This is a genomic window from Citrobacter sp. RHBSTW-00881 (assembly GCF_013728515.1).
Lineage (GTDB): Bacteria > Pseudomonadota > Gammaproteobacteria > Enterobacterales > Enterobacteriaceae > Citrobacter > Citrobacter braakii.
This window is the reverse complement of the sequence record NZ_CP056269.1, coordinates 1254038-1278341: the sequence shown is the minus strand read 5'-3', so window position 1 is coordinate 1278341 and position 24304 is coordinate 1254038. Positions and strand designations below refer to the sequence as shown.

The 24304-nt window shown below is 52.8% G+C and carries 25 protein-coding genes and 1 rRNA gene; 9 read left to right on the top strand and 17 right to left on the bottom strand.

Annotation, left to right across the window (positions count from 1 at the left end):
• Position 1 precedes the first annotated feature (1 nt).
• Positions 2-262, top strand: a complete 261-nt coding sequence (locus tag HV311_RS06030; RefSeq protein ID WP_191220847.1) for a YfhL family 4Fe-4S dicluster ferredoxin — start codon at positions 2-4, stop codon at positions 260-262.
• 40 nt (positions 263-302) lie between these two features.
• On the opposite strand, the gene acpS is transcribed toward HV311_RS06030, so the two are convergent.
• From acpS to rseD, 12 genes are all read right to left on the bottom strand, one after another.
• Positions 303-683, bottom strand: a complete 381-nt coding sequence (gene acpS / locus HV311_RS06025) for a holo-ACP synthase (RefSeq protein ID WP_003037588.1) — start codon at positions 681-683, stop codon at positions 303-305.
• The gene (gene pdxJ, locus HV311_RS06020; protein WP_016157172.1) at positions 683-1414 is read right to left on the bottom strand and encodes a pyridoxine 5'-phosphate synthase; all 732 of its coding nucleotides are present in this window, start codon (positions 1412-1414) and stop codon (positions 683-685) included. The genes acpS and pdxJ overlap by 1 nt, the downstream gene beginning before the upstream one ends.
• A gap of 15 nt (positions 1415-1429) precedes the next feature.
• Complete coding sequence (recO, locus tag HV311_RS06015) at positions 1430-2158, bottom strand: DNA repair protein RecO (RefSeq protein WP_016154047.1); 729 nt, start codon at positions 2156-2158, stop codon at positions 1430-1432.
• 132 nt (positions 2159-2290) lie between these two features.
• Positions 2291-3196 carry a GTPase Era gene (gene era, locus HV311_RS06010; RefSeq protein WP_003037581.1) on the bottom strand — a complete coding sequence of 302 codons (906 nt, stop codon included), beginning with the start codon at positions 3194-3196 and terminating at the stop codon, positions 2291-2293.
• The gene (gene rnc, locus HV311_RS06005; protein ID WP_003037579.1) at positions 3193-3873 is read right to left on the bottom strand and encodes a ribonuclease III; all 681 of its coding nucleotides are present in this window, start codon (positions 3871-3873) and stop codon (positions 3193-3195) included. Before rnc ends, era begins: the two co-directional genes overlap by 4 nt.
• Before the next feature lie 269 nt (positions 3874-4142).
• Complete coding sequence (gene lepB, locus HV311_RS06000; RefSeq protein ID WP_191220846.1) at positions 4143-5117, bottom strand: signal peptidase I; 975 nt, start codon at positions 5115-5117, stop codon at positions 4143-4145.
• Between the two features lie 15 nt (positions 5118-5132).
• Positions 5133-6932, bottom strand: coding sequence for a translation elongation factor 4 (gene lepA / locus HV311_RS05995; RefSeq protein ID WP_003037577.1), 1800 nt, complete (start codon positions 6930-6932; stop codon positions 5133-5135).
• 215 nt (positions 6933-7147) lie between these two features.
• Positions 7148-7612 (bottom strand): SoxR-reducing system protein RseC, encoded by a 465-nt coding sequence (gene rseC / locus HV311_RS05990; protein WP_016157173.1) that lies wholly within the window; start codon positions 7610-7612, stop codon positions 7148-7150.
• Positions 7609-8565 (bottom strand): sigma-E factor regulatory protein RseB, encoded by a 957-nt coding sequence (gene rseB, locus HV311_RS05985; RefSeq protein ID WP_016154050.1) that lies wholly within the window; start codon positions 8563-8565, stop codon positions 7609-7611. The genes rseC and rseB overlap by 4 nt, the downstream gene beginning before the upstream one ends.
• On the bottom strand, positions 8565-9215 hold the full coding sequence (gene rseA, locus HV311_RS05980; RefSeq protein WP_019077408.1) for an anti-sigma-E factor RseA: 651 nt from the start codon (positions 9213-9215) through the stop codon (positions 8565-8567). The genes rseB and rseA overlap by 1 nt, the downstream gene beginning before the upstream one ends.
• A 31-nt stretch (positions 9216-9246) precedes the next feature.
• Positions 9247-9822, bottom strand: a complete 576-nt coding sequence (gene rpoE, locus HV311_RS05975) for an RNA polymerase sigma factor RpoE (RefSeq protein WP_003037573.1) — start codon at positions 9820-9822, stop codon at positions 9247-9249.
• The gene (rseD, locus tag HV311_RS05970) at positions 9819-9941 is read right to left on the bottom strand and encodes a rpoE leader peptide RseD (protein WP_223306697.1); all 123 of its coding nucleotides are present in this window, start codon (positions 9939-9941) and stop codon (positions 9819-9821) included. Before rseD ends, rpoE begins: the two co-directional genes overlap by 4 nt.
• 305 nt (positions 9942-10246) lie before the next feature.
• Here rseD and nadB point away from each other — a divergent pair, with 305 nt between their 5' ends.
• Positions 10247-11869: an L-aspartate oxidase gene (gene nadB, locus HV311_RS05965; RefSeq protein WP_047358259.1), complete on the top strand. Its 1623-nt coding sequence runs from the start codon at positions 10247-10249 to the stop codon at positions 11867-11869.
• Here the strand turns inward: nadB and trmN are convergent.
• The gene (gene trmN, locus HV311_RS05960) at positions 11854-12591 is read right to left on the bottom strand and encodes a tRNA(1)(Val) (adenine(37)-N(6))-methyltransferase TrmN (protein WP_075847623.1); all 738 of its coding nucleotides are present in this window, start codon (positions 12589-12591) and stop codon (positions 11854-11856) included. The two genes, nadB and trmN, sit on opposite strands and share 16 nt — an antisense overlap.
• Positions 12592-12721: 130 nt before the next feature.
• Between trmN and srmB the strand changes: the two genes are divergently transcribed.
• Positions 12722-14050 (top strand): ATP-dependent RNA helicase SrmB, encoded by a 1329-nt coding sequence (srmB, locus tag HV311_RS05955; RefSeq protein ID WP_191220845.1) that lies wholly within the window; start codon positions 12722-12724, stop codon positions 14048-14050.
• Between the two features lie 112 nt (positions 14051-14162).
• On the opposite strand, the gene grcA is transcribed toward srmB, so the two are convergent.
• Positions 14163-14546: an autonomous glycyl radical cofactor GrcA gene (gene grcA / locus HV311_RS05950; RefSeq protein WP_003037563.1), complete on the bottom strand. Its 384-nt coding sequence runs from the start codon at positions 14544-14546 to the stop codon at positions 14163-14165.
• 317 nt (positions 14547-14863) lie between these two features.
• On the opposite strand from grcA, the gene ung reads away from it, so the two are divergent.
• Complete coding sequence (gene ung, locus HV311_RS05945) at positions 14864-15553, top strand: uracil-DNA glycosylase (RefSeq protein ID WP_016154055.1); 690 nt, start codon at positions 14864-14866, stop codon at positions 15551-15553.
• Between the two features lie 33 nt (positions 15554-15586).
• Here ung and HV311_RS05940 read toward each other — a convergent pair whose 3' ends face one another.
• The gene (locus tag HV311_RS05940) at positions 15587-16666 is read right to left on the bottom strand and encodes a tRNA/rRNA methyltransferase (RefSeq protein ID WP_153647080.1); all 1080 of its coding nucleotides are present in this window, start codon (positions 16664-16666) and stop codon (positions 15587-15589) included.
• A 207-nt stretch (positions 16667-16873) separates the two neighbouring features.
• On the opposite strand from HV311_RS05940, the gene trxC reads away from it, so the two are divergent.
• The 5 genes from trxC to HV311_RS05915 all read left to right on the top strand — a co-directional run bounded on the left by trxC (position 16874) and on the right by HV311_RS05915 (position 22596).
• The gene (gene trxC / locus HV311_RS05935) at positions 16874-17293 is read left to right on the top strand and encodes a thioredoxin TrxC (protein ID WP_003037559.1); all 420 of its coding nucleotides are present in this window, start codon (positions 16874-16876) and stop codon (positions 17291-17293) included.
• A 69-nt stretch (positions 17294-17362) separates the two neighbouring features.
• The gene (gene tapT / locus HV311_RS05930; RefSeq protein WP_104651142.1) at positions 17363-18061 is read left to right on the top strand and encodes a tRNA-uridine aminocarboxypropyltransferase; all 699 of its coding nucleotides are present in this window, start codon (positions 17363-17365) and stop codon (positions 18059-18061) included.
• A gap of 36 nt (positions 18062-18097) precedes the next feature.
• Positions 18098-20758, top strand: coding sequence for a bifunctional acetate--CoA ligase family protein/GNAT family N-acetyltransferase (locus tag HV311_RS05925; RefSeq protein WP_191220844.1), 2661 nt, complete (start codon positions 18098-18100; stop codon positions 20756-20758).
• A 114-nt stretch (positions 20759-20872) separates the two neighbouring features.
• Complete coding sequence (gene pssA / locus HV311_RS05920; RefSeq protein WP_191221180.1) at positions 20873-22228, top strand: CDP-diacylglycerol--serine O-phosphatidyltransferase; 1356 nt, start codon at positions 20873-20875, stop codon at positions 22226-22228.
• 95 nt (positions 22229-22323) lie between these two features.
• Positions 22324-22596 (top strand): YfiM family lipoprotein, encoded by a 273-nt coding sequence (locus HV311_RS05915; RefSeq protein WP_231040545.1) that lies wholly within the window; start codon positions 22324-22326, stop codon positions 22594-22596.
• On the opposite strand, the gene HV311_RS05910 is transcribed toward HV311_RS05915, so the two are convergent.
• Together HV311_RS05910 and rrf are read right to left on the bottom strand one after the other, a co-directional pair.
• Complete coding sequence (locus HV311_RS05910) at positions 22593-23891, bottom strand: MFS transporter (protein ID WP_016154060.1); 1299 nt, start codon at positions 23889-23891, stop codon at positions 22593-22595. The two genes, HV311_RS05915 and HV311_RS05910, sit on opposite strands and share 4 nt — an antisense overlap.
• A gap of 284 nt (positions 23892-24175) precedes the next feature.
• Positions 24176-24291 (bottom strand): 5S ribosomal RNA (rrf, locus tag HV311_RS05905).
• Between the last annotated feature and the right edge of the window lie 13 nt (positions 24292-24304).

Below are 24304 nucleotides of genomic sequence, written 5' to 3'. Positions count from 1 at the left end.
AATGTCATTACTAATTACTAAACGCTGTATCAATTGCGATATGTGCGAGCCCGAATGCCCGAATGAGGCGATTTCGATGGGTGACAGCATTTACGAGATTAACAGCGACAAGTGTACGGAATGCGTAGGCCATTACGACACGCCAACCTGCCAGAAGGTGTGCCCGATCCCTAATACTATTTTGAAAGATCCGGCACGTGTCGAAACGGAAGAGCAGCTGTGGGATAAGTTTGTACTGATGCACCACGCCGATAAGCTGTAACGTTGCCTGATGACGCTATGCTTATCAGGCCGATGAAACGTTAGCTCTCGATAATCACCGTGGCGCAGGCGTAGTGACGCTCATCGGCCAGCGTCACATGCATATGTGCGACACCGAGTTTTTCCGCCAGTTTTAACGCCTCCCCCCATAACCGCAGACGCGGCTTACCGAGTTCGTCGTTAAAGACTTCAAACTGATTAAACGCCAGACCGTTGCGAATACCGGTACCAAAGGCTTTTGCTGCCGCCTCTTTGACCGCAAAACGCTTCGCCAGAAAGCGCACCGGTTGCTGATGCGTCTCCCAGATTGCCCATTCGTTGTCGCTGAGCACGCGTCTTGCCAGACGGTCGCCGGAACGGGAGATCACCGCTTCGATGCGGGCAATCTCCACGATATCCGTACCTAATCCCAGAATCGCCATTAGCCACGCGCTTCCAGCATCAGGCGCTTCATTTCGACTACTGCATCTTTCAGACCGCTCATCACCGCGCGGCCGATAATGGCATGGCCAATGTTCAACTCGTGCATTTCCGGGATCCGGGCGATGGCTTTAACGTTGTGGTACGTCAGGCCGTGCCCCGCATTCACCTTCAGACCAAGGCTGGCGGCAAAGGTCGCCGCTTTGGCGATACGCGCCAGTTCGCTGGCCTGTTCAGCGTCGGTTTTCGCATCGGCGTAACAGCCGGTGTGAATTTCGATGTACGGCGCGCCGACTTCAGCAGCGGCCTTAATCTGTTCGTCATCAGCATCGATAAACAGCGAAACCAGAATGCCTGCGTCCGCCAGGCGTTTGCAGGCATCACGCATCTTGTCACGCTGACCCGCGACGTCCAGGCCACCTTCAGTCGTCACTTCCTGACGTTTTTCCGGCACCAGGCAGCAAAAATGCGGCTTAGTCTCAACGGCAATCGCCAGCATCTCTTCGGTTACCGCCATTTCCAGATTCATACGCGTATCCAGCGTCTGGCGCAAAATGCGCACGTCGCGATCGGTAATATGGCGACGGTCTTCACGCAGGTGCACAGTAATGCCGTCTGCGCCCGCCTGCTCAACGATAAACGCCGCCTGAACCGGGTCAGGGTATGCGGTGCCGCGTGCATTACGTAAAGTGGCAATGTGGTCAATGTTGACGCCTAACAGTAATTCGGCCATGGCAATCCATCCTCGTTAATCATTTTTTGTTTTTACTGCGCGTTTTGGCATAAATTGCCGGAACAGTTCCCGGCTTTTTAACGGCTTACCACCAAGATACGGCTTTAACGCCATGCGGGTAAAGCGTTTCGCGGCGCGAAGCGTATCAGCATCCGGAAATTCACGCGATTCGAGTGCTTTCAGATGGCGTCCGGTAAAGGTGGCGTTATCAATCACTACGCTTGCGATAAACCCTTTTTCTTCCCGGTAACGATAGGTCATGGTGTCGTCCACCGGCTCGCCACTACCCGCACAGTGGGTAAAATCGACGCCGTACCCCAGATGTCCAAGTAAGGCCAGCTCAAAGCGACGCAGCGCAGGCTCTGGCGAACCCGTCGCGCCAGCCAGCGCCTGAATACAGTTCAGGTAGTCGAAAAAGAGTTCAGAAAAGCGGGTCTCATACTCAAGTACACGAGAGATAAGCTCGTTGATATACAAGCCGCTGTACAGTGTGATACCGCTAAGGGGGAGAGCCAGAGAAACGGCTTCGGCACTGCGTAAGGTTTTGACCTCACCACGTCCACCAAAGCGAAGCAACAACGGAGTAAAAGGCTGGAGCGCGCCTTTGAGATTAGAACGTTTGGAGCGCGCGCCTTTAGCCACCAGGCGCACACGACCCGATTCTTCCGTGAAGACGTCCAGCACGAGACTGGTTTCGCTCCAAGGGCGGCTATGCAGGACAAAAGCGCGTTGCCATCCTTCCATCATACCTGCCGTCTTTCAAGCTGCAGGTGTGTTGGCTGCGCCCACTCACCCCAGTCACTCACTTGAGTAAGCTCCCGAGGATCTGCGGTCTTGCCGCCTTCCTGCACCTCGAAAGCCATAACCTATGAAAAATTAGACGTCGTCGCCGTAACCGAGGCTACGCAGCGCGCGCTCGTCATCGGCCCAACCGGATTTCACTTTCACCCACAGCTCGAGGTGAACGGGCGCTTCGAACATCTCCTGCATGTCTTTACGCGCTTCGATGCCGATGGTTTTAATTTTGGCCCCTTTGTTGCCAATAACCATCTTCTTCTGCCCTTCACGTTCAACGAGGATCAGACCGTTAATATCGTAACCACCGCGTTCGTTAGAGATAAAACGTTCAATCTCCACGGTAACGGAGTACGGCAGTTCAGCCCCCAGAAAACGCATCAGCTTTTCACGGATGATTTCAGACGCCATAAAGCGCTGAGAACGGTCGGTGATGTAATCTTCCGGGAAGTGATGAATGGCTTCCGGCAGGTGCTTACGCACGATGCCCGCAACGGTATCAACATTCAGGCCGGTTTCGGCAGAAATCGGGACAATATCAAGGAAGTTCATCTGGCTTGCCAGGAACTGCAGGTGCGGCAGTAAATCGGCTTTTTCCTGAACGTTGTCCACTTTGTTCACAGCCAGAATAACCGGGGCTTTACCGTCGCGCAGCTTGTTGAGCACCATTTCGTCGTCCGGCGTCCAGCGGGTGCCTTCCACAACGAAAATAACCAGTTCAACATCACCAATCGAGCTGCTTGCCGCTTTGTTCATCAGGCGGTTGATCGCCCGTTTTTCTTCCATATGCAGGCCCGGGGTATCAACATAAATCGCCTGATACGCACCTTCGGTATGGATGCCAACAATACGGTGACGTGTTGTCTGAGCCTTACGTGAGGTTATGGAAATCTTCTGCCCAAGCAGATTATTCAACAGGGTGGATTTGCCGACGTTCGGGCGACCGACGATGGCAATAAATCCGCAGTAAGTTTTCTCTTCGCTCATTCCAGCTCCAGTTTTTTCAACGCCTGTTCGGCGGCAGCCTGCTCAGCCTTACGACGGCTCGAACCTGTGCCAACCACCGGTTCACTCAGGCCGCTGACCTGGCAGTGGATAGTAAATTCTTGATCGTGTGCTTCACCACGAACCTGCACCACCAGATAGGACGGTAGCGGCAGGTGGCGACCCTGCAAATATTCCTGCAGGCGCGTTTTCGGATCTTTTTGTTTATCGCCTGGGCTAATTTCATCCAGACGAGTCTGATACCAGTTCAGGATCAGTTGTTCAACGGTTTGAATATCGCTGTCGAGGAAGACGCCGCCGATCAAAGCTTCAACGGTATCTGCCAGGATCGATTCACGACGGAAACCGCCGCTTTTCAGCTCGCCTGGCCCCAAACGTAAACATTCACCGAGGTCAAACTCACGGGCTAATTCAGCCAGCGTATTGCCGCGAACCAGCGTCGCGCGCATGCGACTCATATCACCTTCATCCACTCGCGGAAAACGGTGATACAGCGCATTAGCGATAACAAAGCTCAGAATAGAGTCGCCTAAAAATTCTAAACGCTCGTTATGTTTGCTGCTGGCGCTACGGTGAGTTAATGCCTGCTGCAACAGCTCCTGATGATTAAAAGTGTAGCCCAGCTTCCGTTGAAGCCGATTAATTACGATGGGGTTCATGCGATACCAATAAATGAATGCGTCAACAATTCAGCACACGAAACAGACCTGATATACGCATTTCGCTTAGCCATCCCGCTTCGGCTGAATGCATTTATACACAAACCAATGCTGTTTCGTGTGCCGTGGCAACCTGTCGGTGCCAACCTCAAACTTCGGGGGAATATTCTATACACAACGACAAGGGATGTCGTTAGTCTGCGGGAATTTATCCGAGAAATAATTCACGTTGTCGCCATAATGACGACAACGTGAACGATTATCAGCGATTAGTGAATGCCACCAATACGGCTTAAACGCACACCGGTCGGCCATTCGCCTTCTTGCTTATCGAAACTCATCCAGATAGCGGTCGCTTTACCAACCAGATTCGCTTCCGGCACAAATCCCCAGTAACGGCTGTCCGCGCTATTGTCACGGTTATCACCCATCATGAAGTAGTGTCCCGGCGGGACGATCCAGGTTGCCAACTGCTGGCCTGGCTGACGGTAATACATCCCCACCTGATCCTGCGCAATTGGCACGGTCAGAATGCGGTGCGTTACCTCACCCAGCGTTTCTTTACGCTCGGAGAGGCGAATACCGTTATCTTTCGTTTCATTCAGCGGAACCTCAAAGAAACCGCTGGTCGCTTCACCGCCGTTACGACGCGCAAAGGTCTGCACAAAATCACTTGGCTGAACATCAGAGTACGTTACCGGCAGCGCGTTTTCACACGCCTGACCGGAACTGCATCCTGGCTGAATAGTTATCTCTTTCGCCACCGGATCGTACGTCACTTTGTCTCCCGGTAAACCGACAGCACGTTTGATGTAGTCCAGACGCGGATCTTCCGGGTATTTAAACACCACGATATCACCACGTTTCGGATGGCCGGTTTCGATCAGCGTTTTCTGGTAAATCGGATCTTTGATCCCGTAGGCAAATTTCTCCACCAGGATAAAGTCACCGATAAGCAGTGTCGGCATCATCGAACCAGACGGGATCTGGAACGGCTCATAAATAAATGAACGCACCACCAGCACAATAGCTAAAACCGGGAAAACGGATGCCCCGGTTTCCAGCCAGCCCGGCTTAGGGGCCACTTTTTTCAGCGTTGCTTTATCCAGTGAATCACCTGCAGCAGCTTGCGCTGCTGCCTGACGCTCCCGGCGTTTAGGCGCGAAGATGAATTTATCTACGCACCATAAAATGCCCGTCACCAGTGTGGCAATCACCAGAATCAGGGCAAACATGTTCGCCATGCCAACTCCTTAAGATTATTTGCTGTCTTTACCGACATGCAGAATGGCGAGGAAGGCTTCCTGTGGCAGTTCGACGTTACCGATCTGCTTCATGCGCTTTTTACCCTCTTTCTGTTTTTGCAGCAGCTTTTTCTTACGGCTGATATCGCCACCGTAGCATTTCGCCAGAACGTTTTTACGCAGCTGCTTAACCGTTGAACGCGCGATGATGTGCGTACCAATGGCCGCCTGGATCGCGATATCAAACTGCTGGCGAGGGATCAGATCTTTCATCTTCTCGACCAGTTCACGACCACGGCTCTGGGAGTTGTCGCGGTGGGTAATCAGCGCCAGCGCATCGACACGTTCGTTGTTGATGAGAACATCAACGCGCACCATGTCAGACGCCTGGAAACGTTTGAAGTTATAGTCCAGCGACGCATAGCCGCGAGAAGTTGACTTCAGACGGTCGAAGAAGTCGAGTACCACTTCCGCCATCGGAATTTCATAGGTCAGCGCCACCTGGTTACCGTGGTAAACCATGTTGGTCTGTACGCCGCGCTTCTCGATACACAGCGTGATGACGTTACCGAGGTAAGCCTGCGGCAGCAGCATATGACACTCAGCAATCGGCTCACGCAGTTCGTAAATGTTGTTCAACGGCGGCAGCTTGGACGGGCTATCGACGTAGATCGTCTCTTTCGCCGTGGTTTCGACTTCGTAGACTACGGTCGGCGCGGTAGTGATCAGATCCAGATCGTATTCACGTTCCAGACGTTCCTGAATGATCTCCATGTGCAGCAGACCGAGGAAGCCACAGCGGAAGCCGAAGCCCAGCGCGGTTGAGCTTTCCGGTTCATAGAACAGGGAGGCGTCGTTGAGGCTCAGCTTGCCGAGCGCGTCACGGAAGTTTTCGTAGTCGTCAGAGCTCACCGGGAACAGACCGGCGTAAACCTGCGGCTTCACTTTTTTAAAGCCTGGCAGCGGCTTGTCCGCCGGGTTACGCGCCTGCGTCAGGGTATCGCCAACCGGTGCGCCCAGGATGTCTTTAATCGCACAAACCAACCAACCCACCTCGCCGCATTTCAGCTCGGTACGGTCAACCTGTTTTGGCGTGAAGATGCCCAGACGGTCAGCGTTATAGACCTGACCGGTGCTCATCACTTTAATTTTGTCGCCTTTACGCATGGTGCCGTTTTTAATACGCACCAGTGACACGACGCCCAGGTAGTTATCGAACCAGGAGTCGATGATTAGCGCCTGTAACGGACCTTCCGGGTCGCCTTCCGGCGGCGGGATGTCGCGCACCAGACGTTCAAGAACGTCAGTGACGCCAACGCCGGTTTTCGCCGAACAGCGAACGGCATCCGTCGCATCGATACCGACGATATCTTCGATCTCTTCCGCCACACGCTCAGGATCGGCGGCTGGCAGGTCAATTTTGTTCAGTACCGGCACCACTTCCAGATCCATTTCCATGGCGGTATAGCAGTTAGCCAGGGTCTGTGCTTCGACGCCCTGTCCGGCATCAACCACCAGCAGTGCGCCTTCACAGGCGGCAAGCGAGCGGGAAACTTCATACGAGAAGTCAACGTGGCCCGGGGTGTCGATAAAGTTAAGCTGATAGGTTTCACCATCAGATGCTTTGAAATCGAGCGTCACGCTCTGCGCTTTGATAGTAATACCGCGCTCACGCTCAAGATCCATCGAGTCGAGAACCTGCGCTTCCATTTCACGGTCAGACAGGCCACCGCAGATCTGGATAATACGGTCAGACAGCGTCGATTTACCGTGGTCGATGTGAGCTATGATTGAAAAGTTACGTATGTTCTTCATATAGTGTAATTATTGTGCCTTACGCCCGCCTGAGCAGGCTCTGAGAAGTCGCTGATCTGAGCTTAACGTCTGTTTAAGTGAAACGCCGCATTCTACACTACAACGCTGAGGCGAGGAAATGTTCATAGAGCAAGGATAGCGGGAACTGGAAACAACTTTGCAAAGTCGGTGAAACTTTTGCCGGATGGCGACACAAGCGCCATCAGGCAAAGCTATCACTGTTGGGTTTCGACGCGAATAAGATCGGGTGGGAGAGCAACGTTCAGAATGACCGGCTGCCAGGCTTCGCGCTCAGCAAGCTTACGAGAGTATCCACGGGCAATCAGGAATCCGCCCACGCCCCCCAGCACGGCTCCGCTTAATGCCGCAAGGTCGGAACCAAACAGCACCTGGAATAGCGCCGCGAAGAGAAAGAGCCCCGCCAACGGAGACATGTAGACCAACATCGCTGAACCCAGCAGGCTACCCTCGGCAATACCCAGTTCAACTTTTTGACCGGGCGCTAAGGGTTCGTCGCTGGGCACCACGATGGTATGCGTGGTCTGCGGCCCAAGTTTGTTCAGCACGCGGCTCCCGCATCCGGCCCGCGAAGCACAGCTGCTACATGATGCTTTAACATCACAGCTGACCGTCGCCAGACCATTTTGCCAGGAGACGACTGTCGCCCACTCTTTAATCATTGTGCAGCCCTGAACTTAATATTGTCCGCGATACGCTTCGCCGTTTGCGGTGGAAGCTCGCCCACAATCGTAATTTCTGCGTTATCACGCACGCTGGTGCTAACCGTTCTACGCCCGGTTCGCAACAGCTGATCGGCGCTGTTTTGCATCGCACGGTTTACGTTCACGGAGAAACTGAACAGGCCATCAGAATATAGGCGCGATTCGATCGGCATGTTATCCATCGTCGGCAGCGGACGTCGACTGCTGGAAACTTCGCTGAAGCCTTGCGGCAACCACGACGGACTCCAGTTGAAGTTGGTTTTCTCGCCAGCAGGAACTGACAGCAACGGCGGTAGATTGGCTTTCGCCAGCGCCTGCATGCTATCGCTAACGCCGTTGTTTACGGTAAACGCGATAACACGGAACTGTTCCAGCGTCTCACCATCACGGTCGAGAAGATCGACGCGCATCGGCAGCTTAGTCTCCGTGTCCATCCAGACGATATAGCTGTAACGCGTACCGTCACGGGCGACTACGCGGATCACTTCACAGAGCCGATCGGCAATGCGGGTGCGACCTACTGAGATAAAATCATAGTAGGGAGCAAGACGTTTGAAGTCGGTGTAAATCAGAGAAGGCAGAGAGTCAACGATATAGTCGCCGTTCAGCGTGAACGGTTCGAGACCAGGCTCAAAATAGCTAATTTCATTGCCACGCTGCACCACTTCCCGGCGCGGTCCATCCATTTGCAACAGTTGCGCTAGCGGACGGTTATCCAGGCGGGCATGGCGATAACGTAGGGATTCAACACCCTGCTTATTGATGCTGACAAATGACAGCTCATAGGTTAGCGACTGGCTGGCCAGATTCATCTGCTGCAACAACGCCCCGGACGCAGGATTGGCCGAGGCGTTTACAGAGAAAAACAGGCTACCAGCCACAAGTGACATGGCAAACCAAAGTTGCTTCATTACTGCGATTGCGTTCCTAAAGTTTGAATTCCTGGCACCTGCACAGCGGCTTGCTGTGTTTGGGCCTGCTCAAACTGAAGCTGTTCAGAGTGCAGTCGACGTTGCAGTTCGTAGTCCTGCAACATGGCATTAATACGACGACGCTGCTCCTGTACCTGCTGTTGCTGACCACCGCTGGCCGTCGCGTCAGAGGGTACACCCAAGCTTACCGGACTGGCTTTACCCATCATCGGTAATGTATTAAATACCGGCGTTTCGGGCTGCTGGGACGTTTCAGATTGCCCATTATAGTGCTGGACGCCAACAATAACTGCAAGTGATACACACGCGGCCACACCCATTTGGGTAAGCTGCGCGGCCCATGGACGCATTTTCTTCCAGAATGGCATTTTCTGCCACTGGTGCGGTGCTGGCTGGGCCTCAGGAATCAATGGCACCGTCTGACGTACTGGCTCATCCTGGATGGCAGCCATTACGCGGGCGGAAATATCGAAATGGAGAACGTCGGCGGTATCACCTCGCATAGAATCGCGAATCAGGTGATAACTCTCCCAGGTTTTTTGCATTTCCGGGTCCTGAGTCAGCTCTTTGAGTAACTCAGTATCCAGCGTTTCGCCATCCATTAAAGCGGAAAGTTTTTCTTTCTGCATGCCTAATACCTTTTCCAGTATCCCGCTATCGTCAACGCCTGATAAGCGGTTGAACTTTATTATCAATAGCTTCCCTCGCTCGGAAGATACGTGAACGCACCGTACCTACCGGACAATCCATGATAGCGGCTATCTCTTCATAGCTCAGGCCATCCAGCTCCCGCAAGGTTATTGCCATGCGTAAATCTTCCGGGAGGGACTCAATAGTCCGGAAAACTATCTGTCTCAGTTCTTCTGACAACATTAAGTTCTCAGGGTTCGAAATTTCTTTCAGCGCACCGCCACTTTCGTAATTTTCTGCTTCAATCGCATCAATATCACTGGAAGGTGGACGACGCCCCTGAGCGACCAGGTAATTCTTCGCTGTATTGACTGCAATACGATACAGCCAGGTATAAAAAGCACTATCTCCCCGGAACGAGTCCAGCGCACGATAGGCCTTGATAAATGCTTCTTGTACTACATCGGGTACATCGCCCGACGGTACATAGCGAGAAACCAGACTCGCCACCTTATGCTGATAGCGCACTACCAGTAGGTTAAAGGCTTTCTGATCTCCCTTCTGGACCCGTTCTACCAGGACCTGGTCCGTTAACTGCTCGCTCATCCGAGGTAAAGTCTCCCCAAACCAAATTTCCACGCGCCTTCGAAACGCCACTCCATCAGCTTCACTATGAGCAAGCAAATGCTTAGAGTGCTCAAGTTTCGTAAAGTTCCGTTACGCATTGTTTTTTGTTTGTCATGTTGTAGACAGGTCTTATCTCTCATTATAAGTCTACATAATCCGATCGACGCACTATCTGTTTAGAAATGCCCATTTCACCGCTTGCAGAGTAACCCAACGGCCACTTTATTTCATCACATAATCTGGTGCTAACGGCCTGCTTCACAAAATATTTTTGCTCATTTCGTCCTCGTCATGCTTTTTTTTCATGTTTAGTCACTGCAACACATTTAAAAATAAAACGTGCAGTATCGCGCAAAGAGGTGCTATGGTGACCAAACACTGTTTAGTAAATTAAACAAAAATCATGAATACGACTCCTGAATTATCCTGTGACGTGCTGATCATTGGCAGCGGGGCTGCCGGACTCTCACTGGCGCTGCGCCTGGCCGAAAAACATCAGGTTATTGTCCTGAGCAAAGGTCCGGTCAGCGAAGGCTCGACATTTTATGCCCAGGGCGGTATTGCCGCGGTGTTTGATGAAACCGACAGCATCGATTCCCACGTTGAAGATACCCTGATTGCCGGGGCCGGCCTGTGCGATCGCCATGCGGTTGAATTTGTCGCCAGCAATGCCCGCACCTGCGTTCAGTGGCTTATCGATCAGGGCGTCTTATTTGATACGCAGGTTCAGCCCAACGGTGAGGAGAGCTATCACCTGACCCGTGAAGGTGGTCATAGCCATCGACGCATTCTGCACTCTGCGGATGCCACCGGTAAAGAAGTCGAAACCACCCTCGTCAGCCAGGCACAAAATCACCCCAACATACGGGTTCTTGAGCGCAGTAATGCCGTCGATCTGATTGTCTCCGATAAAATCGGTCTGCCGGGAACGCGTCGGGTTGTCGGAGCCTGGATCTGGAACCGTAATAAAGAAGCCGTAGAAACCTGCCATGCCAAGTCAGTAGTGTTGGCCACCGGCGGCGCGTCAAAGGTGTACCAATACACCACCAATCCAGATATTTCCTCGGGTGACGGGATTGCGATGGCCTGGCGCGCGGGATGCCGTGTCGCCAACCTGGAATTTAACCAGTTTCACCCGACGGCGCTGTATCACCCGCAGGCGCGCAACTTTCTGCTAACCGAGGCGCTGCGTGGCGAAGGTGCACATCTGAAGCGCCCGGACGGTTCGCGCTTTATGCCCGATTTTGACGAGCGTGGCGAACTGGCTCCCCGCGATATTGTTGCCCGCGCCATCGACCACGAAATGAAGCGCCTGGGCGCTGACTGCATGTTTCTCGACATCAGCCATAAACCGGAAGAATTTGTTCGTCAGCATTTCCCGATGATTTATGAAAAATTGCTGGGGCTGGGCATCGATTTGACCAAAGAACCGGTTCCCATCGTTCCTGCCGCGCACTATACCTGCGGCGGCGTGATGGTGGATGACTTTGGCCGTACGGATGTCGACGGGCTGTATGCGATCGGCGAAGTGAGTTACACCGGCCTGCATGGAGCCAACCGGATGGCGTCAAACTCATTACTGGAGTGCCTGGTTTACGGCTGGTCCGCGGCTGAAGATATCGACAGGCGAATGCCTTATGCTCGCAGCGTCAGCACCCTCCCGGATTGGGATGAAAGCCGGGTAGAAAACCCGGATGAACTGGTTGTGATTCAGCATAACTGGCATGAGCTGCGGCTATTTATGTGGGATTACGTCGGTATCGTGCGCACAACTAAACGTCTGGAGCGCGCCCTGCGCCGTATCACCATGTTGCAACAGGAAATCGACGAGTATTACGCTCATTTCCGCGTGTCGAACAACTTGCTGGAACTGCGCAATCTGGTGCAGGTTGCTGAGCTGATTGTCCGCTGCGCGATGATGCGTAAAGAGAGTCGGGGCCTGCACTATACGCTGGATTATCCAGAACAGCTTCCAGAGGCGGGCCCGTCCATTCTCTCGCCGCTAAGTCATCACATGAACAGATAAAACGCCTGGGTCAGCGCCGTGTAACCTTCAGAGTAACGTTGGTCTGGCCCACGGATCACCAGCCTGTCACTAAAGCACTCCCCGGCCTGCGGGGAGAATGCCAGCAGTACCCGATTCGGTAGTCGGGCCTCGGTTTCTGCTACATCCGTGCGCAATCGTAGATGCCAGCCCATGCCCAGTGCCTGCTGGGAAAATGCGTTACCAATCTGTTCGGGCAGCACCACACAGAAAAAACCTTCTTCCGTAATGCTGTCTGCCGCCAGCGTTAGCAATACTTGATGATCGAGCGTGGTGGTGTAGCGAGCCTGCTCGCGCTGCGGCGTGGCACATTCCACTCCCTGTTCATAATAGGGAGGGTTGCTGATGATCAAATCAAAGCGCACGGTCTGGCGCGGTATCCACTGCTGCACATCTTCCGTATGAACGTTCACGCGATGCATCCACGGGGATTGCGCGATGTTCTCCTGCGCCTGCTGCGCGGCATCAACATCAAGCTCCACAGCGTCAATGATGACGTTTTCATCTGTGCGCTGGGCCAGCATCAGCGCCAACAGGCCGCTCCCGGTACCAATATCCAGGATCCGCTTTACGCCAGCAACAGGGGCCCAGGCCCCCAATAAAATGCCGTCCGTTCCGACTTTCATTGCACAACGATCGTGTGCCACAAAAAACTGCTTAAAAGTAAATCCATTACGTCTAAGTACGGATGTAGACTGAGGCATGAAGAACAACCTTCCTGGAAAAAAAACGATAACATAGGATAAAAACAATACCTGAGAAGGTATATCCATACAAACAGATGAAGATTGCAGCCGTAACGTCTATAATCAGCGCCCCACTCAGAGGTAGAACATGACTGTAACGACTTTTTCCGAACTTGAACTCGATGAAAGCCTTCTGGATGCCCTCCAGGAAAAAGGTTTCACTCGCCCGACCGCCATTCAGGCTGCCGCCATTCCGCCTGCGCTCGATGGCCGTGATGTACTCGGTTCTGCGCCGACAGGCACCGGTAAAACGGCGGCATATTTGCTGCCAGCGTTGCAGCACCTGCTCGACTTCCCGCGCAAGAAATCTGGCCCGCCGCGCATTTTGATTTTGACACCGACGCGCGAACTGGCGATGCAGGTTGCCGAACACGCCCGTGAACTGGCGAAGAATACGCATCTGGATATCGCCACGATTACCGGCGGCGTGGCTTACATGAACCACATGGAAGTCTTTAGCGAAAACCAGGACATCGTGGTCGCCACTACCGGTCGTCTGCTGCAGTACATTAAAGAAGAAAACTTCGACTGCCATGCGGTTGAGACACTAATCCTCGATGAAGCAGACCGCATGCTGGACATGGGCTTTGCCCAGGACATCGAGCATATCGCTGGAGAAACCCGTTGGCGTAAGCAAACCATGCTGTTCTCCGCCACGCTGGAAGGCAATGCGATCAAAGATTTTGCTGAGCGTCTGCTGGAGGATCCGGTCGAAGTTTCGGCGGATCCGTCTACGCGCGAACGCAAGAAGATTCATCAGTTTTACTACCGTGCCGATGACATCGAGCACAAAACTGCCCTGCTGATCCATTTGTTAAAACAGCCGGAAGCGACCCGCTCGATTGTCTTCGTACGTAAACGCGAGCGTGTGCACGAGCTGGCAGGCTGGCTGCGCCAGGCGGGCATTAATAACTGCTATCTCGAAGGCGAGATGGTGCAGAACAAACGTAATGAAGCGATCAAACGCCTGACCGATGGTCGTGTGAACGTACTGGTAGCAACCGACGTTGCCGCTCGTGGGATCGATATTCCTGACGTCAGCCACGTGTTTAACTTCGACATGCCGCGCAGTGGCGATGCCTATCTGCACCGCATTGGCCGTACCGGTCGTGCAGGCCGTAAAGGTACTGCGATCTCTTTGGTTGAAGCCCACGACCATCTGCTGCTCGGCAAAGCGAGCCGCTATATTGACGAGCCACTGAAAGCACGCGTCATCGACGAACTGCGTCCAACCACGCGCGCGCCAAGTGAGAAATCTAACGGTAAGCCATCCAAGAAAGTGCTGGCGAAGCGCGCCGAGCAAAAAGCAAAAGAGAAAGAGAAACCGCGGGTGAAAAAACGTCACCGCGACGCCAAAAATGTCGGCAAACGCCGTAAGCCGAGCGGAGCTGCTACCCAGCAGTCCGACAAAGAGTAAACCGAATGCCGGGCCGTTTAGCCCGGCATTTTTTGTGCACAAAAAAGCGGAAGATACGTTGGCATCTTCCGCTTTCAGATTCTCTGCCAGAAGGGGTTATTCCCCGTGAACCTTACAGGCTCTCAGTAAAGGTACGAGCAATAACGTCGCGCTGCTGTTCTGGCGTCAGAGAGTTGAAACGCACGGCATAACCAGAAACACGGATGGTCAGCTGCGGATATTTTTCCGGATGCTTAACCGCATCTTCCAGAGTTTCGCGGCGCAGAACGTTCACGTTCAGGTGCTGACCACCTTCCACACGGACTTCCGGCTGTACGTCTACCGGTACTTCACGGTATTCGATTTCACCCAGTTTGCTGACAGCAACGACTTCATCAGCATTGAAACCTGCTTTCGCAACGATGCAGCGTGCTTCGCCTTTTTCGCTGTCCAGCAGCCAGAAAGAGTTCAGCAGGTCGTCATTTGCAGCTTTAGTAATCTGGATACCTGTAATCATTTGATGCCTCCCCGGCAAAATTATTTGATCTCGGTTGGCCGTCATCCGGCCAATTGGTAAAACCATTGTTGCTTGAGTGTATATATACCCCTCACACACCCTTGAATCTTTGATTTAAATCAATAAAAACCACACATGAAAAGTGGTGATAGGTGGATTTTATTGTTTTACATCAACTTACACCACATGCGCAGCTAAACTTTTTACATAAATTTTCAACTATCTTTAAGGGGTAGACCCTTGAGAAACGTACAGAATTTTGCGACGTCGAAAGAAGCAGTTAAGCTAGGGGGATTGAAAATTCGCAGGAGAGCGAGATGGCCACCGAATTAACCTGGCACGATGTGCTGGCAGAAGAGAAACAGCAGCCTTATTTTGTTAACACGCTGCATACTGTGGCGGGCGAGCGTCAGTCGGGTATGACAATTTATCCGCCACAAAAAGATGTATTCAACGCTTTTCGCTTTACCGAACTTGGTGACGTGAAAGTCGTCATCCTGGGTCAGGATCCTTACCACGGTCCGGGCCAGGCACACGGTCTCGCGTTTTCTGTCCGCCCCGGTATTGCCACCCCGCCCTCGTTGCTGAACATGTACAAAGAGCTGGAAGCAACGATTCCTGGCTTCACACGCCCAACGCACGGATATCTGGAAAGCTGGGCACGCCAGGGTGTGCTGTTACTCAACACCGTGCTTACTGTCCGCGCCGGGCAGGCACATTCGCACGCCAGTCTGGGATGGGAAACATTTACCGATAAAGTCATCAGCCTGATTAACCAACATCGGGAAGGCGTGGTATTCCTGCTCTGGGGTTCACACGCACAAAAGAAAGGTGCGATTATTGATGCGCAGCGTCACCATGTATTGAAAGCGCCGCACCCATCACCGCTCTCTGCGCATCGCGGTTTCTTTGGCTGCAATCATTTTGTACTGGCTAATGAGTGGCTGGAACAGCGAGGTGAAAAGCCGATTGACTGGACGCCGGTATTACCCGCAGAAAGCGAGTAAAAAAATGCCAGCGAATCGCTGGCATTTTTATTATCAGGCTTTGTTCTGACGCCACCACTCCGCGAGCAGCACGCCGGTCGCGACAGAAACGTTGAGCGTTTCTACGTTGCCCGTACCGTTTATCGCCACGCACAGGTCGTCGGCTGAGCATGCTGCTTCTGGCAGAGCCTCACGCTCACGCCCTAATACCAGCACCATTTTTTCCGGCAACGTGGTAGTAAACAGCGGCTTGCCTTTCACGCTTGAGGTCATCACTACCGTGTAACCCGCTTTACGGAAGTCGTCCAGCACATCGACAATACTGTCACCGGTGATCGGCTGAACGTGCTCAGCTCCGCCTTCAGCAGTGCGGATAGCCGCACCTGATTCCAACAGCGCCGCATCCTGTACCACTACGCCTTTCACACCGAAGTGCGCGCAGCTACGCATCATGCCGCCCAGGTTGTGCGGGTTAGCAATGTCTTCCAGGGCCAGCACGCAATCCTGCGCCCCGGCCTGACCAACCCACTGCTTAACAGTGGTACCGTTACGTTTTTTGATCAGGAAACAGACGCCGCCATGGTGTTCAGTGCCGGAGGCTTTCGCCAGCTCGGCTTCGTCAACCACGTGGTAGGCTTTGCGGTTCGCCGCCATCCAGCGTAATGCTTCTTTAAAGCGCGGGGTTACGCTCTGAACAAACCAGGCGCGAACAATAGCGTCCGGACGACTCTGGAACAGAGCCTGACAGGCATTCTCACCGTAAACGCGGGTTTCTTCCGCGCGCTGGCGACGTAATACTTCAGGATCGATAAAGCTTTTGCCGCTGATACCACCGTGATCGGCTTTGTCTGCTGCATCATCATTCGGTGCGCGGGACACGGTACGCCATGGTGAATCTTCACGTCCACGATCGCGTTCTACATCGCGGCCACGACCACGTTCACGACCACGTTCGCTGTTCGGACCCTTTCTGTCATCACGGGCAGGGCGACGACCGCCTTCGGCTCGGGAAGTACCGGGGCGACCGCCGCCTTTACCAGTACGTGGATTTTGGGTGCGTTTGTCCGAGTCATCGTCACTGCGGACGTACATCACTTTGACCTTGCCGTTTTTGTTCTTCAGTTCGTCGCTCATGTTTTTCTCCACCTGCTCTGCGCGAAGCGCGAAGATTACCCGATGTGCACGTCGTTAGCCATTATTTCATTTAAAAGCTAAGGACTATTGTACTCATTGAATAAAACGCATTGTTGTTTAGCACAGACTCCCCGATAATATGTAACATAATAGAAACATACTGGCGTTACTGCCGTGAAGTCCACTCCACTCATCCAGAGGTTAGTTATGAATACCGTTTGTACCAGCTGCCAGGCTATCAACCGCATCCCCGACGATCGTGTCCAGGAAGCGGCTAAATGCGGACGCTGTGGTCACGACCTGTTTGATGGGGAGGTGATCAATGCGACCGGTGAAACACTGGATAAACTGTTAAAAGACGATCTCCCGGTGGTGGTTGATTTTTGGGCCCCCTGGTGTGGTCCATGCCGTAACTTCGCCCCGATTTTTGAAGATGTCGCGGAAGAGCGTAGCGGTAAAGTGCGTTTTGTTAAAGTGAATACAGAAGCCGAGCGTGAACTCAGCGCCCGTTTCGGTATCCGCAGCATCCCGACCATTATGATCTTCAGAAAAGGTGAAATCGTCGACATGCTTAATGGCGCCGTACCTAAAGCCCCGTTTGATAGCTGGCTTAACGAATCATTATAATCTCTACGGGGCGCATCTTGTGCCCCGTTTTCACCTCTGCGACAATAGCGTTTTTCAACGTGTTCTCCCATGACCGATAACGCTGTTCTTCAGTTACGCGCTGAGCGCCTCGCGCGCGCCACGCGTCCTTTCCTTGCCCGAGGTAATCGCATTCGCCGCTGTCAGCGCTGCCTGCTGCCTCTGAAGCTCTGCTTGTGCGCAACGCTTGTGTCGTCTGAGGCCAAAAGCCGCTTTTGTCTGGTGATGTTTGATACCGAGCCGATGAAGCCCAGCAATACGGGACGTTTGATTGCCGATATTTTGCCCGATACCACGGCTTTTCAGTGGTCACGCACCGAACCGCCACAGGCGCTGCTCGAACTGGTGAAAAATCCGGATTACCAGCCTATGGTTGTATTCCCGGCATCCTATGCGGGCGAAGAGCGTGAGGTGATTTTCGCGCCACCAGCCGGTAAACCACCGTTGTTTATCATGCTTGATGGTACCTGGCCTGAAGCGCGTAAAATGTTCCGCAAAAGCCCGTACCTTGATAACCTGCCGGTGATCTCCGTTGATTTATCGCGACTTTCCGCTTACCACCTGCGTGGCATTCACGCCGAAGGGCAATACTGTACTGCCGAAGTGGCCATCGCGTTGTTGGATCTGGCGGGCGATACGCAAGCCGCGGAGGGGTTGAGCGATCATTTCACTCGCTTTAAAACCCGCTACCTGGCAGGAAAAACTCAACATCAGGGAAGCGTCACAGCAGACTCGCCAGAAAGCGTTTAAAATCATTCGGTCACTGGTGTCATTAAGGAAGCCGATATGAGTCAGCGTGGTCTGGAAGCACTACTGCGACCGAAATCCATTGCGGTGATTGGGGCGTCAATGAAGCCTAATCGCGCAGGTTACCTAATGATGCGTAACCTGCTTGCCGGCGGTTTCAATGGACCTGTTTTACCAGTGACGCCAGCATGGAAAGCGGTGTTGGGCGTCCTGGCCTGGCCCAATATCAACAGCCTGCCTTTTAGCCCAGACCTTGCCGTGTTGTGCACCAATGCCAGCCGCAACCTGGCATTACTCGAAGCGCTTGGCGAGAAAGGCTGTAAAACCTGCATTATTCTTTCAGCTCCCGCATCGCAGCACCTGGAATTGTTGGCCTGCGCCGCACGCTACAACATACGTCTCCTCGGCCCAAACAGCCTGGGACTTCTCGCGCCCTGGCAGGGGCTTAACGCCAGCTTTTCCCCCGTTCCCATCAAGCGCGGTAAGTTGGCATTTATTTCCCAGTCAGCGGCGATTTCCAACACCATTCTGGACTGGGCGCAACAGCGCGACATGGGTTTTTCCTGGTTTATCGCGCTGGGCGACAGCCTTGATATCGACGTTGATGAACTGCTGGATTACCTGGCGCGCGACAGTAAAACCAGCGCGATATTACTTTATCTCGAACATTTAAGTGATGCCCGGCGCTTTGTCTCCGCCGCCCGTAGCGCCTCGCGCAATAAACCCATTCTGGTGATTAAGAGTGGTCGTAGTCCGGCGGCACAGCGTTTACTGCATACCAGTGCAGGGATGGACCCTGCGTGGGACGCAGCTATCCAGCGCGCCGGTTTATTACGCGTACAAGACACTCACGAGCTCTTCTCTGCGGTAGAAACCCTGAGCCACATGCGTCCACTGCGCGGCGACAGGCTGATGATCATCAGCAATGGGGCCGCGCCTGCCGCACTGGCATTAGATGAGCTGTGGTCAAAAAATGGCAAGTTGGCGACATTGAGTGAAGATACCTGCCAGAAATTACGCGATGCGTTACCTGAACATATTGATATCGCCAACCCGCTGGATCTGCGTGACGACGCCAGCAGCGAACACTACATTAAGACGCTGGATATCTTGCTCGCCAGCCAGGATTTCGATGCACTGATGGTGATTCACTCACCCAGCGCAGCCGCCCCGGGAACAGAAAGCGCACAAGCGTTAATCGAAGCGGTAAAACGTCATCCCCGCGGTAAGTTCGTCTCGTTGCTGACCAACTGGTGCGGAGAGTTTTCCTCCCAGGAAGCCCGTAGACTGTTTAGCGAAGCCGGATTACCTACCTACCGCACGCCAGAAGGCACCATCACCGCGTTTATGCATATGGTGGAGTACCGGCGTAACCAGAAGCAACTGCGGGAAACCCCTGCGCTGCCCGATTACCTGACCACCAACACCGCCGAGGCGCATAATCTGTTACAGCAGGCGATTGCTGAAGGAGCAACGTCGCTGGATACCCATGAAGTGCAGCCGATTTTACAAGCCTATGGCTTACACACGCTGCCGACGTGGATCGCCAGCGACAGCGCTGAAGCCGTACACATCGCGGAGCAAATCGGTTACCCGGTGGCGCTAAAGCTACGTTCTCCTGATATCCCGCATAAATCAGAAGTTCAGGGGGTAATGCTCTACCTGCGAACGGCAACAGAGGTGCAGCAGGCAGCCAATGCGATTTTTGATCGGGTAAAAATGGCCTGGCCGCAGGCGCGCATTCACGGTTTATTAGTACAAAGTATGGCGAATCGCGCTGGCGCTCAGGAGCTGCGCGTCGTCGTTGAACATGACCCGGTATTTGGCCCGTTGATTATGCTTGGTGAAGGCGGAGTTGAGTGGCGACCAGAAGAGCAAGCCGTGGTGGCGTTGCCGCCATTGAACATGAATCTGGCGCGTTATCTGGTGATCCAGGGGATCAAAAATAAAAAGATCCGCGCTCGCAGCGCATTACGCCCATTGGATATCGCCGGGTTAAGTCAGCTTCTGGTGCAGGTCTCCAATCTGATCGTCGATTGTCCGGAAATTCAGCGTCTGGATATTCATCCGCTGTTGGCCTCCGCCGGTGAATTTACCGCGCTGGATGTCACGCTGGACATTGCCCCTTTCACGGGCGATAACGAAAGCAGGCTGGCTATACGTCCCTACCCCCATCAGCTTGAAGAATGGGTGGAGTTGAAGAACGGCGAGCGTTGCTTGTTCCGCCCTATTTTGCCCGAGGATGAACCTCATCTGCAGCAGTTCATTTCTCAGGTAACAAAAGAAGATCTTTATTATCGCTATTTCAGTGAGATCAACGAATTTACCCACGAAGATTTAGCCAATATGACGCAGATCGACTACGATCGGGAAATGGCCTTTGTTGCGGTACGCTGTAAAAACAATCAGCAAGAGATCCTCGGCGTAACGCGAGCAATCTCGGATCCTGATAACATTGACGCCGAGTTCGCCGTGCTGGTTCGTTCAGATCTCAAAGGGCTTGGACTGGGTCGCCGGTTGATGGAAAAATTAATTGCATATACCCGAGATCACGGACTTAGACGTTTGAATGGTATTACGATGCCAAACAATCGTGGGATGGTCGCCCTGGCCCGGAAACTCGGGTTCGCTGTTGACGTCCAACTCGAAGAGGGAATTGTTGGGCTAACGCTTAATCTGGCCCAATTTGAGGAATCGTGAGTAAGGTACTGGAAATGTTGACCACATTAATAGGTACTGGTGGTATCATTACCCGCTTATGTCGTCTGCATAGCACAGAGGACCCTTCAATGAACAGAGAAGAAATGCACTGTGATGTTGTCAAAATTTAAGCGTAATAAACATCAACAACACCTTGCCCAACTACCCAAGATTTCTCAGTCAGTTGATGATGTAGATTTCTTTTATGCTCCCGCTAATTTCAGGGAGACTCTGCTGGAAAAAATAGCCAGCGCGACGCGACGGATCTGCATTATTGCGCTGTACCTGGAACAGGATGACGGTGGCAAAGGCATACTCGACGCGCTCTATGCGGCAAAACGGCAGCGTCCTGAACTGGATGTCCGGGTGCTTGTCGACTGGCACCGAGCCCAGCGCGGACGTATTGGTGCTGCGGCATCGAATACCAACGCTGACTGGTATTGCCGAATGGCACAAGAAAACCCAGGTATTGATATTCCTGTCTACGGTGTTCCGATTAACACCCGAGAAGCGCTTGGCGTCCTGCATTTTAAAGGCTTTATCATCGATGACAGCGTCCTGTACAGCGGGGCCAGCCTGAATGATGTTTATCTGCATCAGCATGATAAATATCGCTATGACCGTTATCAGTTGATTCGCAACGCGCAAATGGCCGATATCATGTTCGATTGGGTCACGCAGAACCTGATGAACGGTCGCGGCGTTAATCGTCTTGATGATATTAATCGCCCTAAAAGCCCGGAAATTAAAAACGACATCCGCCTTTACCGTCAGGAACTGCGCAATGCGTCATTCCATTTTCAGGGTGATGCGGATAATGAACAGCTCTCGGTAACGCCTCTGGTAGGCCTTGGAAAATCCAGTCTGTTAAATAAGACCATTTTCCACCTTATGCCCTGCGCGGAGCACAAGCTCACAATCTGTACCCCTTATTTCAACCTGCCCGCTATACTGGTGCGCAATATCATTCAGCTGCTGCGTGAAGGCAAAAAGGTCGAGATCATTGTCGGTGATAAAACCGCCAACGACTTTTTCATTCCAGAAGATGAGCCATTTAAAATCATCGGCGCGCTGCCCTACCTGTATGAAATTAACCTGCGCCGTTTCCTGAGCAGACTGCAATATTACGTGAATACCGACCAACTGGTCGTGCGCTTATGGAAAGATGATGACAACACCTATCATCTGAAAGGCATGTGGGTTGATGATAAATGGATGCTGCTCACCGGCAACAACCTTAACCCTCGCGCCTGGCGTCTGGATCTGGAAAACGCCATCCTTATCCACGATCCGAAGCAAGAGCTGACTCCCCAGCGCGATAAAGAACTGGAGCTTATTCGCACGCATACCACCGTCGTTAAGCACTATCGCGACCTGCAAAGCATTGCCGACTATCCAGTCAAAGTGCGTAAGCTCATCCGTCGACTACGCCGAATCCGTATCGACAGACTAATTAGCCGTATTCTGTAACCAAGACCCCGTCCAGTGACGGGGTTTTTCCTATGGAGGCAACGGTGCGCTTGTTTATTCTTTTCAGTATTCTGGCCATTTCTGGCTGCAGCCACATGGCAAACGACCGCTGGAGCGGACAAGACAAGGCTCAACACTTTATCGCCTCCGCTATGCTCTCCGCAGCTGGAAACGAATATGCTCAACATCAGGGCAACAGCCGCGATCGCAGCGCGGCTATCGGCCTGATGTTCTCTGTCAGCCTGGGCGCATCAAAAGAGTTATGGGACAGCCGTCCCGCTGGGAGCGGCTGGAGCTGGAAAGACTTCGCCTGGGATGTTGCAGGTGCGTCTACCGGCTATGCGGTCTGGCAACTGGCACATCACTAGAGGCGCAGACCTTTCCCCTTCCCATGCAGCATCAGCGATACCAAAAATGCGACTATTGCCAGTGCTGTAACGTACCAGAAGAATGTTGTTTCCATACCGACAGACTTCAGGGATAACGCAACATATTCGGCTGAGCCACCAAACAGAGCATTGGCCACCGCATAAGATAATCCAACCCCCAGAGCGCGCACCTGTGCCGGGAACATCTCGGCCTTCAGAATACCGCTGATTGACGTATAGAAACTCACAATCAGCAAGGCACACATCACCAGAGCAAACGCCATATACGGGGACGTCACGCTTTGCAACGCTGTCAGAATGGGGACGGTGAAAATCGCGGCCAACGCGCCAAAACACAGCATTGAAGTACGTCGGCCAATTTTATCTGACAAGGCACCGAACAACGGTTGCACTAGCATAAACACACACAGTGCCGCCGTCATAATCCCACTGGCTACGTTGGCATGCATACCGGCAGTGTTAACCAGGTACTTCTGCATGTAGGTTGTGAACGTGTAAAAACAGAGCGAGCCAGCAGCGGTAAAGCCAAGCACCATGATGAACGCTTTGCGATTACGCCACAGACCTTTCAGAGAGCCAGCTTCTTTCAGCGCGCGAACGTCCTGTTTCGAGGTTTCATCCAACTGTCGACGCAGCCATAACGCAACAATAGCCAGTACGGCGCCCAACGCAAATGGAATACGCCAACCCCACGATCTTAGCGCTGAGTCTTCTAACGTTTGCTGTAATATGACCACAACCAGCAGTGCCAGTAACTGCCCGCCGATTAACGTCACGTACTGGAAGGAAGCATAAAAACCTTTCTTACCTTCAACTGCTACTTCACTCATATAGGTAGCGCTGGTCCCGTATTCACCACCCACAGACAGCCCCTGAAATAACCTAGCCAGCAGCAATAGAGCAGGAGCCCAGGTACCGATGGTTTCATATCCCGGAAGACAAGCGATCACCAGCGATCCCATACACATCATACAAACTGATAGCAGCATCGACTTTTTACGCCCGTGCTTATCCGCGATGCGACCAAACAGCCAGCCGCCAATCGGTCGCATCAGAAAGCCTGCAGCAAAAACTCCGGCTGTTTGTAAGAGTTGCGTAGTGGTGTTTCCTGATGGAAAAAAGATATGAGCAAAATAGAGAGAGCAGAAAGAATAGATATAGAAATCAAACCATTCGACCAGATTCCCTGATGATGCTCCGACAATCGCCCATATACGACGCCGAGTATCGCCGTCTGCCAGCGCCCCGTTCTCAGTTACACTGCTATCAGCCATTAGAATTGTACCCCTGCCAACGATTGCATTAATTTATCAATGGTGGTTGTGTCTTTTTTGGTGAAATAAATGTTATATAATTGTTATAATTTATTATGAGAGAAAGATCACGGTTTTCATTAGCAGAGAAAGGATTCAGATATGTTCGAGAATGAGAAAAATCGGTTTGAAATAGAGTGGACTTTTATGGGCTGGATAAAATGGTACGCTGCATCCGGCAGTTTTCACTCCCTGCAGACGCAAAAAAGCCCATCCGGCAGGATGGGCTTCTTCACTTATTTGATGCCTGGCAGTTCCCTACTCTCGCATGGGGAGACCCCACACTACCATCGGCGCTACGGCGTTTCACTTCTGAGTTCGGCATGGGGTCAGGTGGGACCACCGCGCTACAGCCGCCAGGCAAATTCTGTTTA

Coding starts and splice junctions, on each gene's coding strand:
- HV311_RS05910 (WP_016154060.1), bottom strand. CDS start 23,891: ATGGCTGATAGCAGTGTAACTGAGAACGGGGCGCTGGCAGACGGCGAT.
- HV311_RS05925 (WP_191220844.1), top strand. CDS start 18,098: ATGAGTCAGCGTGGTCTGGAAGCACTACTGCGACCGAAATCCATTGCG.
- tapT (WP_104651142.1), top strand. CDS start 17,363: ATGACCGATAACGCTGTTCTTCAGTTACGCGCTGAGCGCCTCGCGCGC.
- lepB (WP_191220846.1), bottom strand. CDS start 5,117: ATGGCGAACATGTTTGCCCTGATTCTGGTGATTGCCACACTGGTGACG.
- rseB (WP_016154050.1), bottom strand. CDS start 8,565: ATGAAGCAACTTTGGTTTGCCATGTCACTTGTGGCTGGTAGCCTGTTT.
- pdxJ (WP_016157172.1), bottom strand. CDS start 1,414: ATGGCCGAATTACTGTTAGGCGTCAACATTGACCACATTGCCACTTTA.
- pssA (WP_191221180.1), top strand. CDS start 20,873: ATGTTGTCAAAATTTAAGCGTAATAAACATCAACAACACCTTGCCCAA.
- ung (WP_016154055.1), top strand. CDS start 14,864: ATGGCCACCGAATTAACCTGGCACGATGTGCTGGCAGAAGAGAAACAG.
- lepA (WP_003037577.1), bottom strand. CDS start 6,932: ATGAAGAACATACGTAACTTTTCAATCATAGCTCACATCGACCACGGT.
- recO (WP_016154047.1), bottom strand. CDS start 2,158: ATGGAAGGATGGCAACGCGCTTTTGTCCTGCATAGCCGCCCTTGGAGC.
- rseD (WP_223306697.1), bottom strand. CDS start 9,941: ATGCGTAACGGAACTTTACGAAACTTGAGCACTCTAAGCATTTGCTTG.
- era (WP_003037581.1), bottom strand. CDS start 3,196: ATGAGCGAAGAGAAAACTTACTGCGGATTTATTGCCATCGTCGGTCGC.
- HV311_RS05915 (WP_231040545.1), top strand. CDS start 22,324: ATGGCAAACGACCGCTGGAGCGGACAAGACAAGGCTCAACACTTTATC.
- HV311_RS06030 (WP_191220847.1), top strand. CDS start 2: ATGTCATTACTAATTACTAAACGCTGTATCAATTGCGATATGTGCGAG.
- grcA (WP_003037563.1), bottom strand. CDS start 14,546: ATGATTACAGGTATCCAGATTACTAAAGCTGCAAATGACGACCTGCTG.
- trxC (WP_003037559.1), top strand. CDS start 16,874: ATGAATACCGTTTGTACCAGCTGCCAGGCTATCAACCGCATCCCCGAC.
- rseA (WP_019077408.1), bottom strand. CDS start 9,215: ATGCAGAAAGAAAAACTTTCCGCTTTAATGGATGGCGAAACGCTGGAT.
- trmN (WP_075847623.1), bottom strand. CDS start 12,591: ATGCCTCAGTCTACATCCGTACTTAGACGTAATGGATTTACTTTTAAG.
- srmB (WP_191220845.1), top strand. CDS start 12,722: ATGACTGTAACGACTTTTTCCGAACTTGAACTCGATGAAAGCCTTCTG.
- rnc (WP_003037579.1), bottom strand. CDS start 3,873: ATGAACCCCATCGTAATTAATCGGCTTCAACGGAAGCTGGGCTACACT.
- acpS (WP_003037588.1), bottom strand. CDS start 683: ATGGCGATTCTGGGATTAGGTACGGATATCGTGGAGATTGCCCGCATC.
- HV311_RS05940 (WP_153647080.1), bottom strand. CDS start 16,666: ATGAGCGACGAACTGAAGAACAAAAACGGCAAGGTCAAAGTGATGTAC.
- rpoE (WP_003037573.1), bottom strand. CDS start 9,822: ATGAGCGAGCAGTTAACGGACCAGGTCCTGGTAGAACGGGTCCAGAAG.
- nadB (WP_047358259.1), top strand. CDS start 10,247: ATGAATACGACTCCTGAATTATCCTGTGACGTGCTGATCATTGGCAGC.
- rseC (WP_016157173.1), bottom strand. CDS start 7,612: ATGATTAAAGAGTGGGCGACAGTCGTCTCCTGGCAAAATGGTCTGGCG.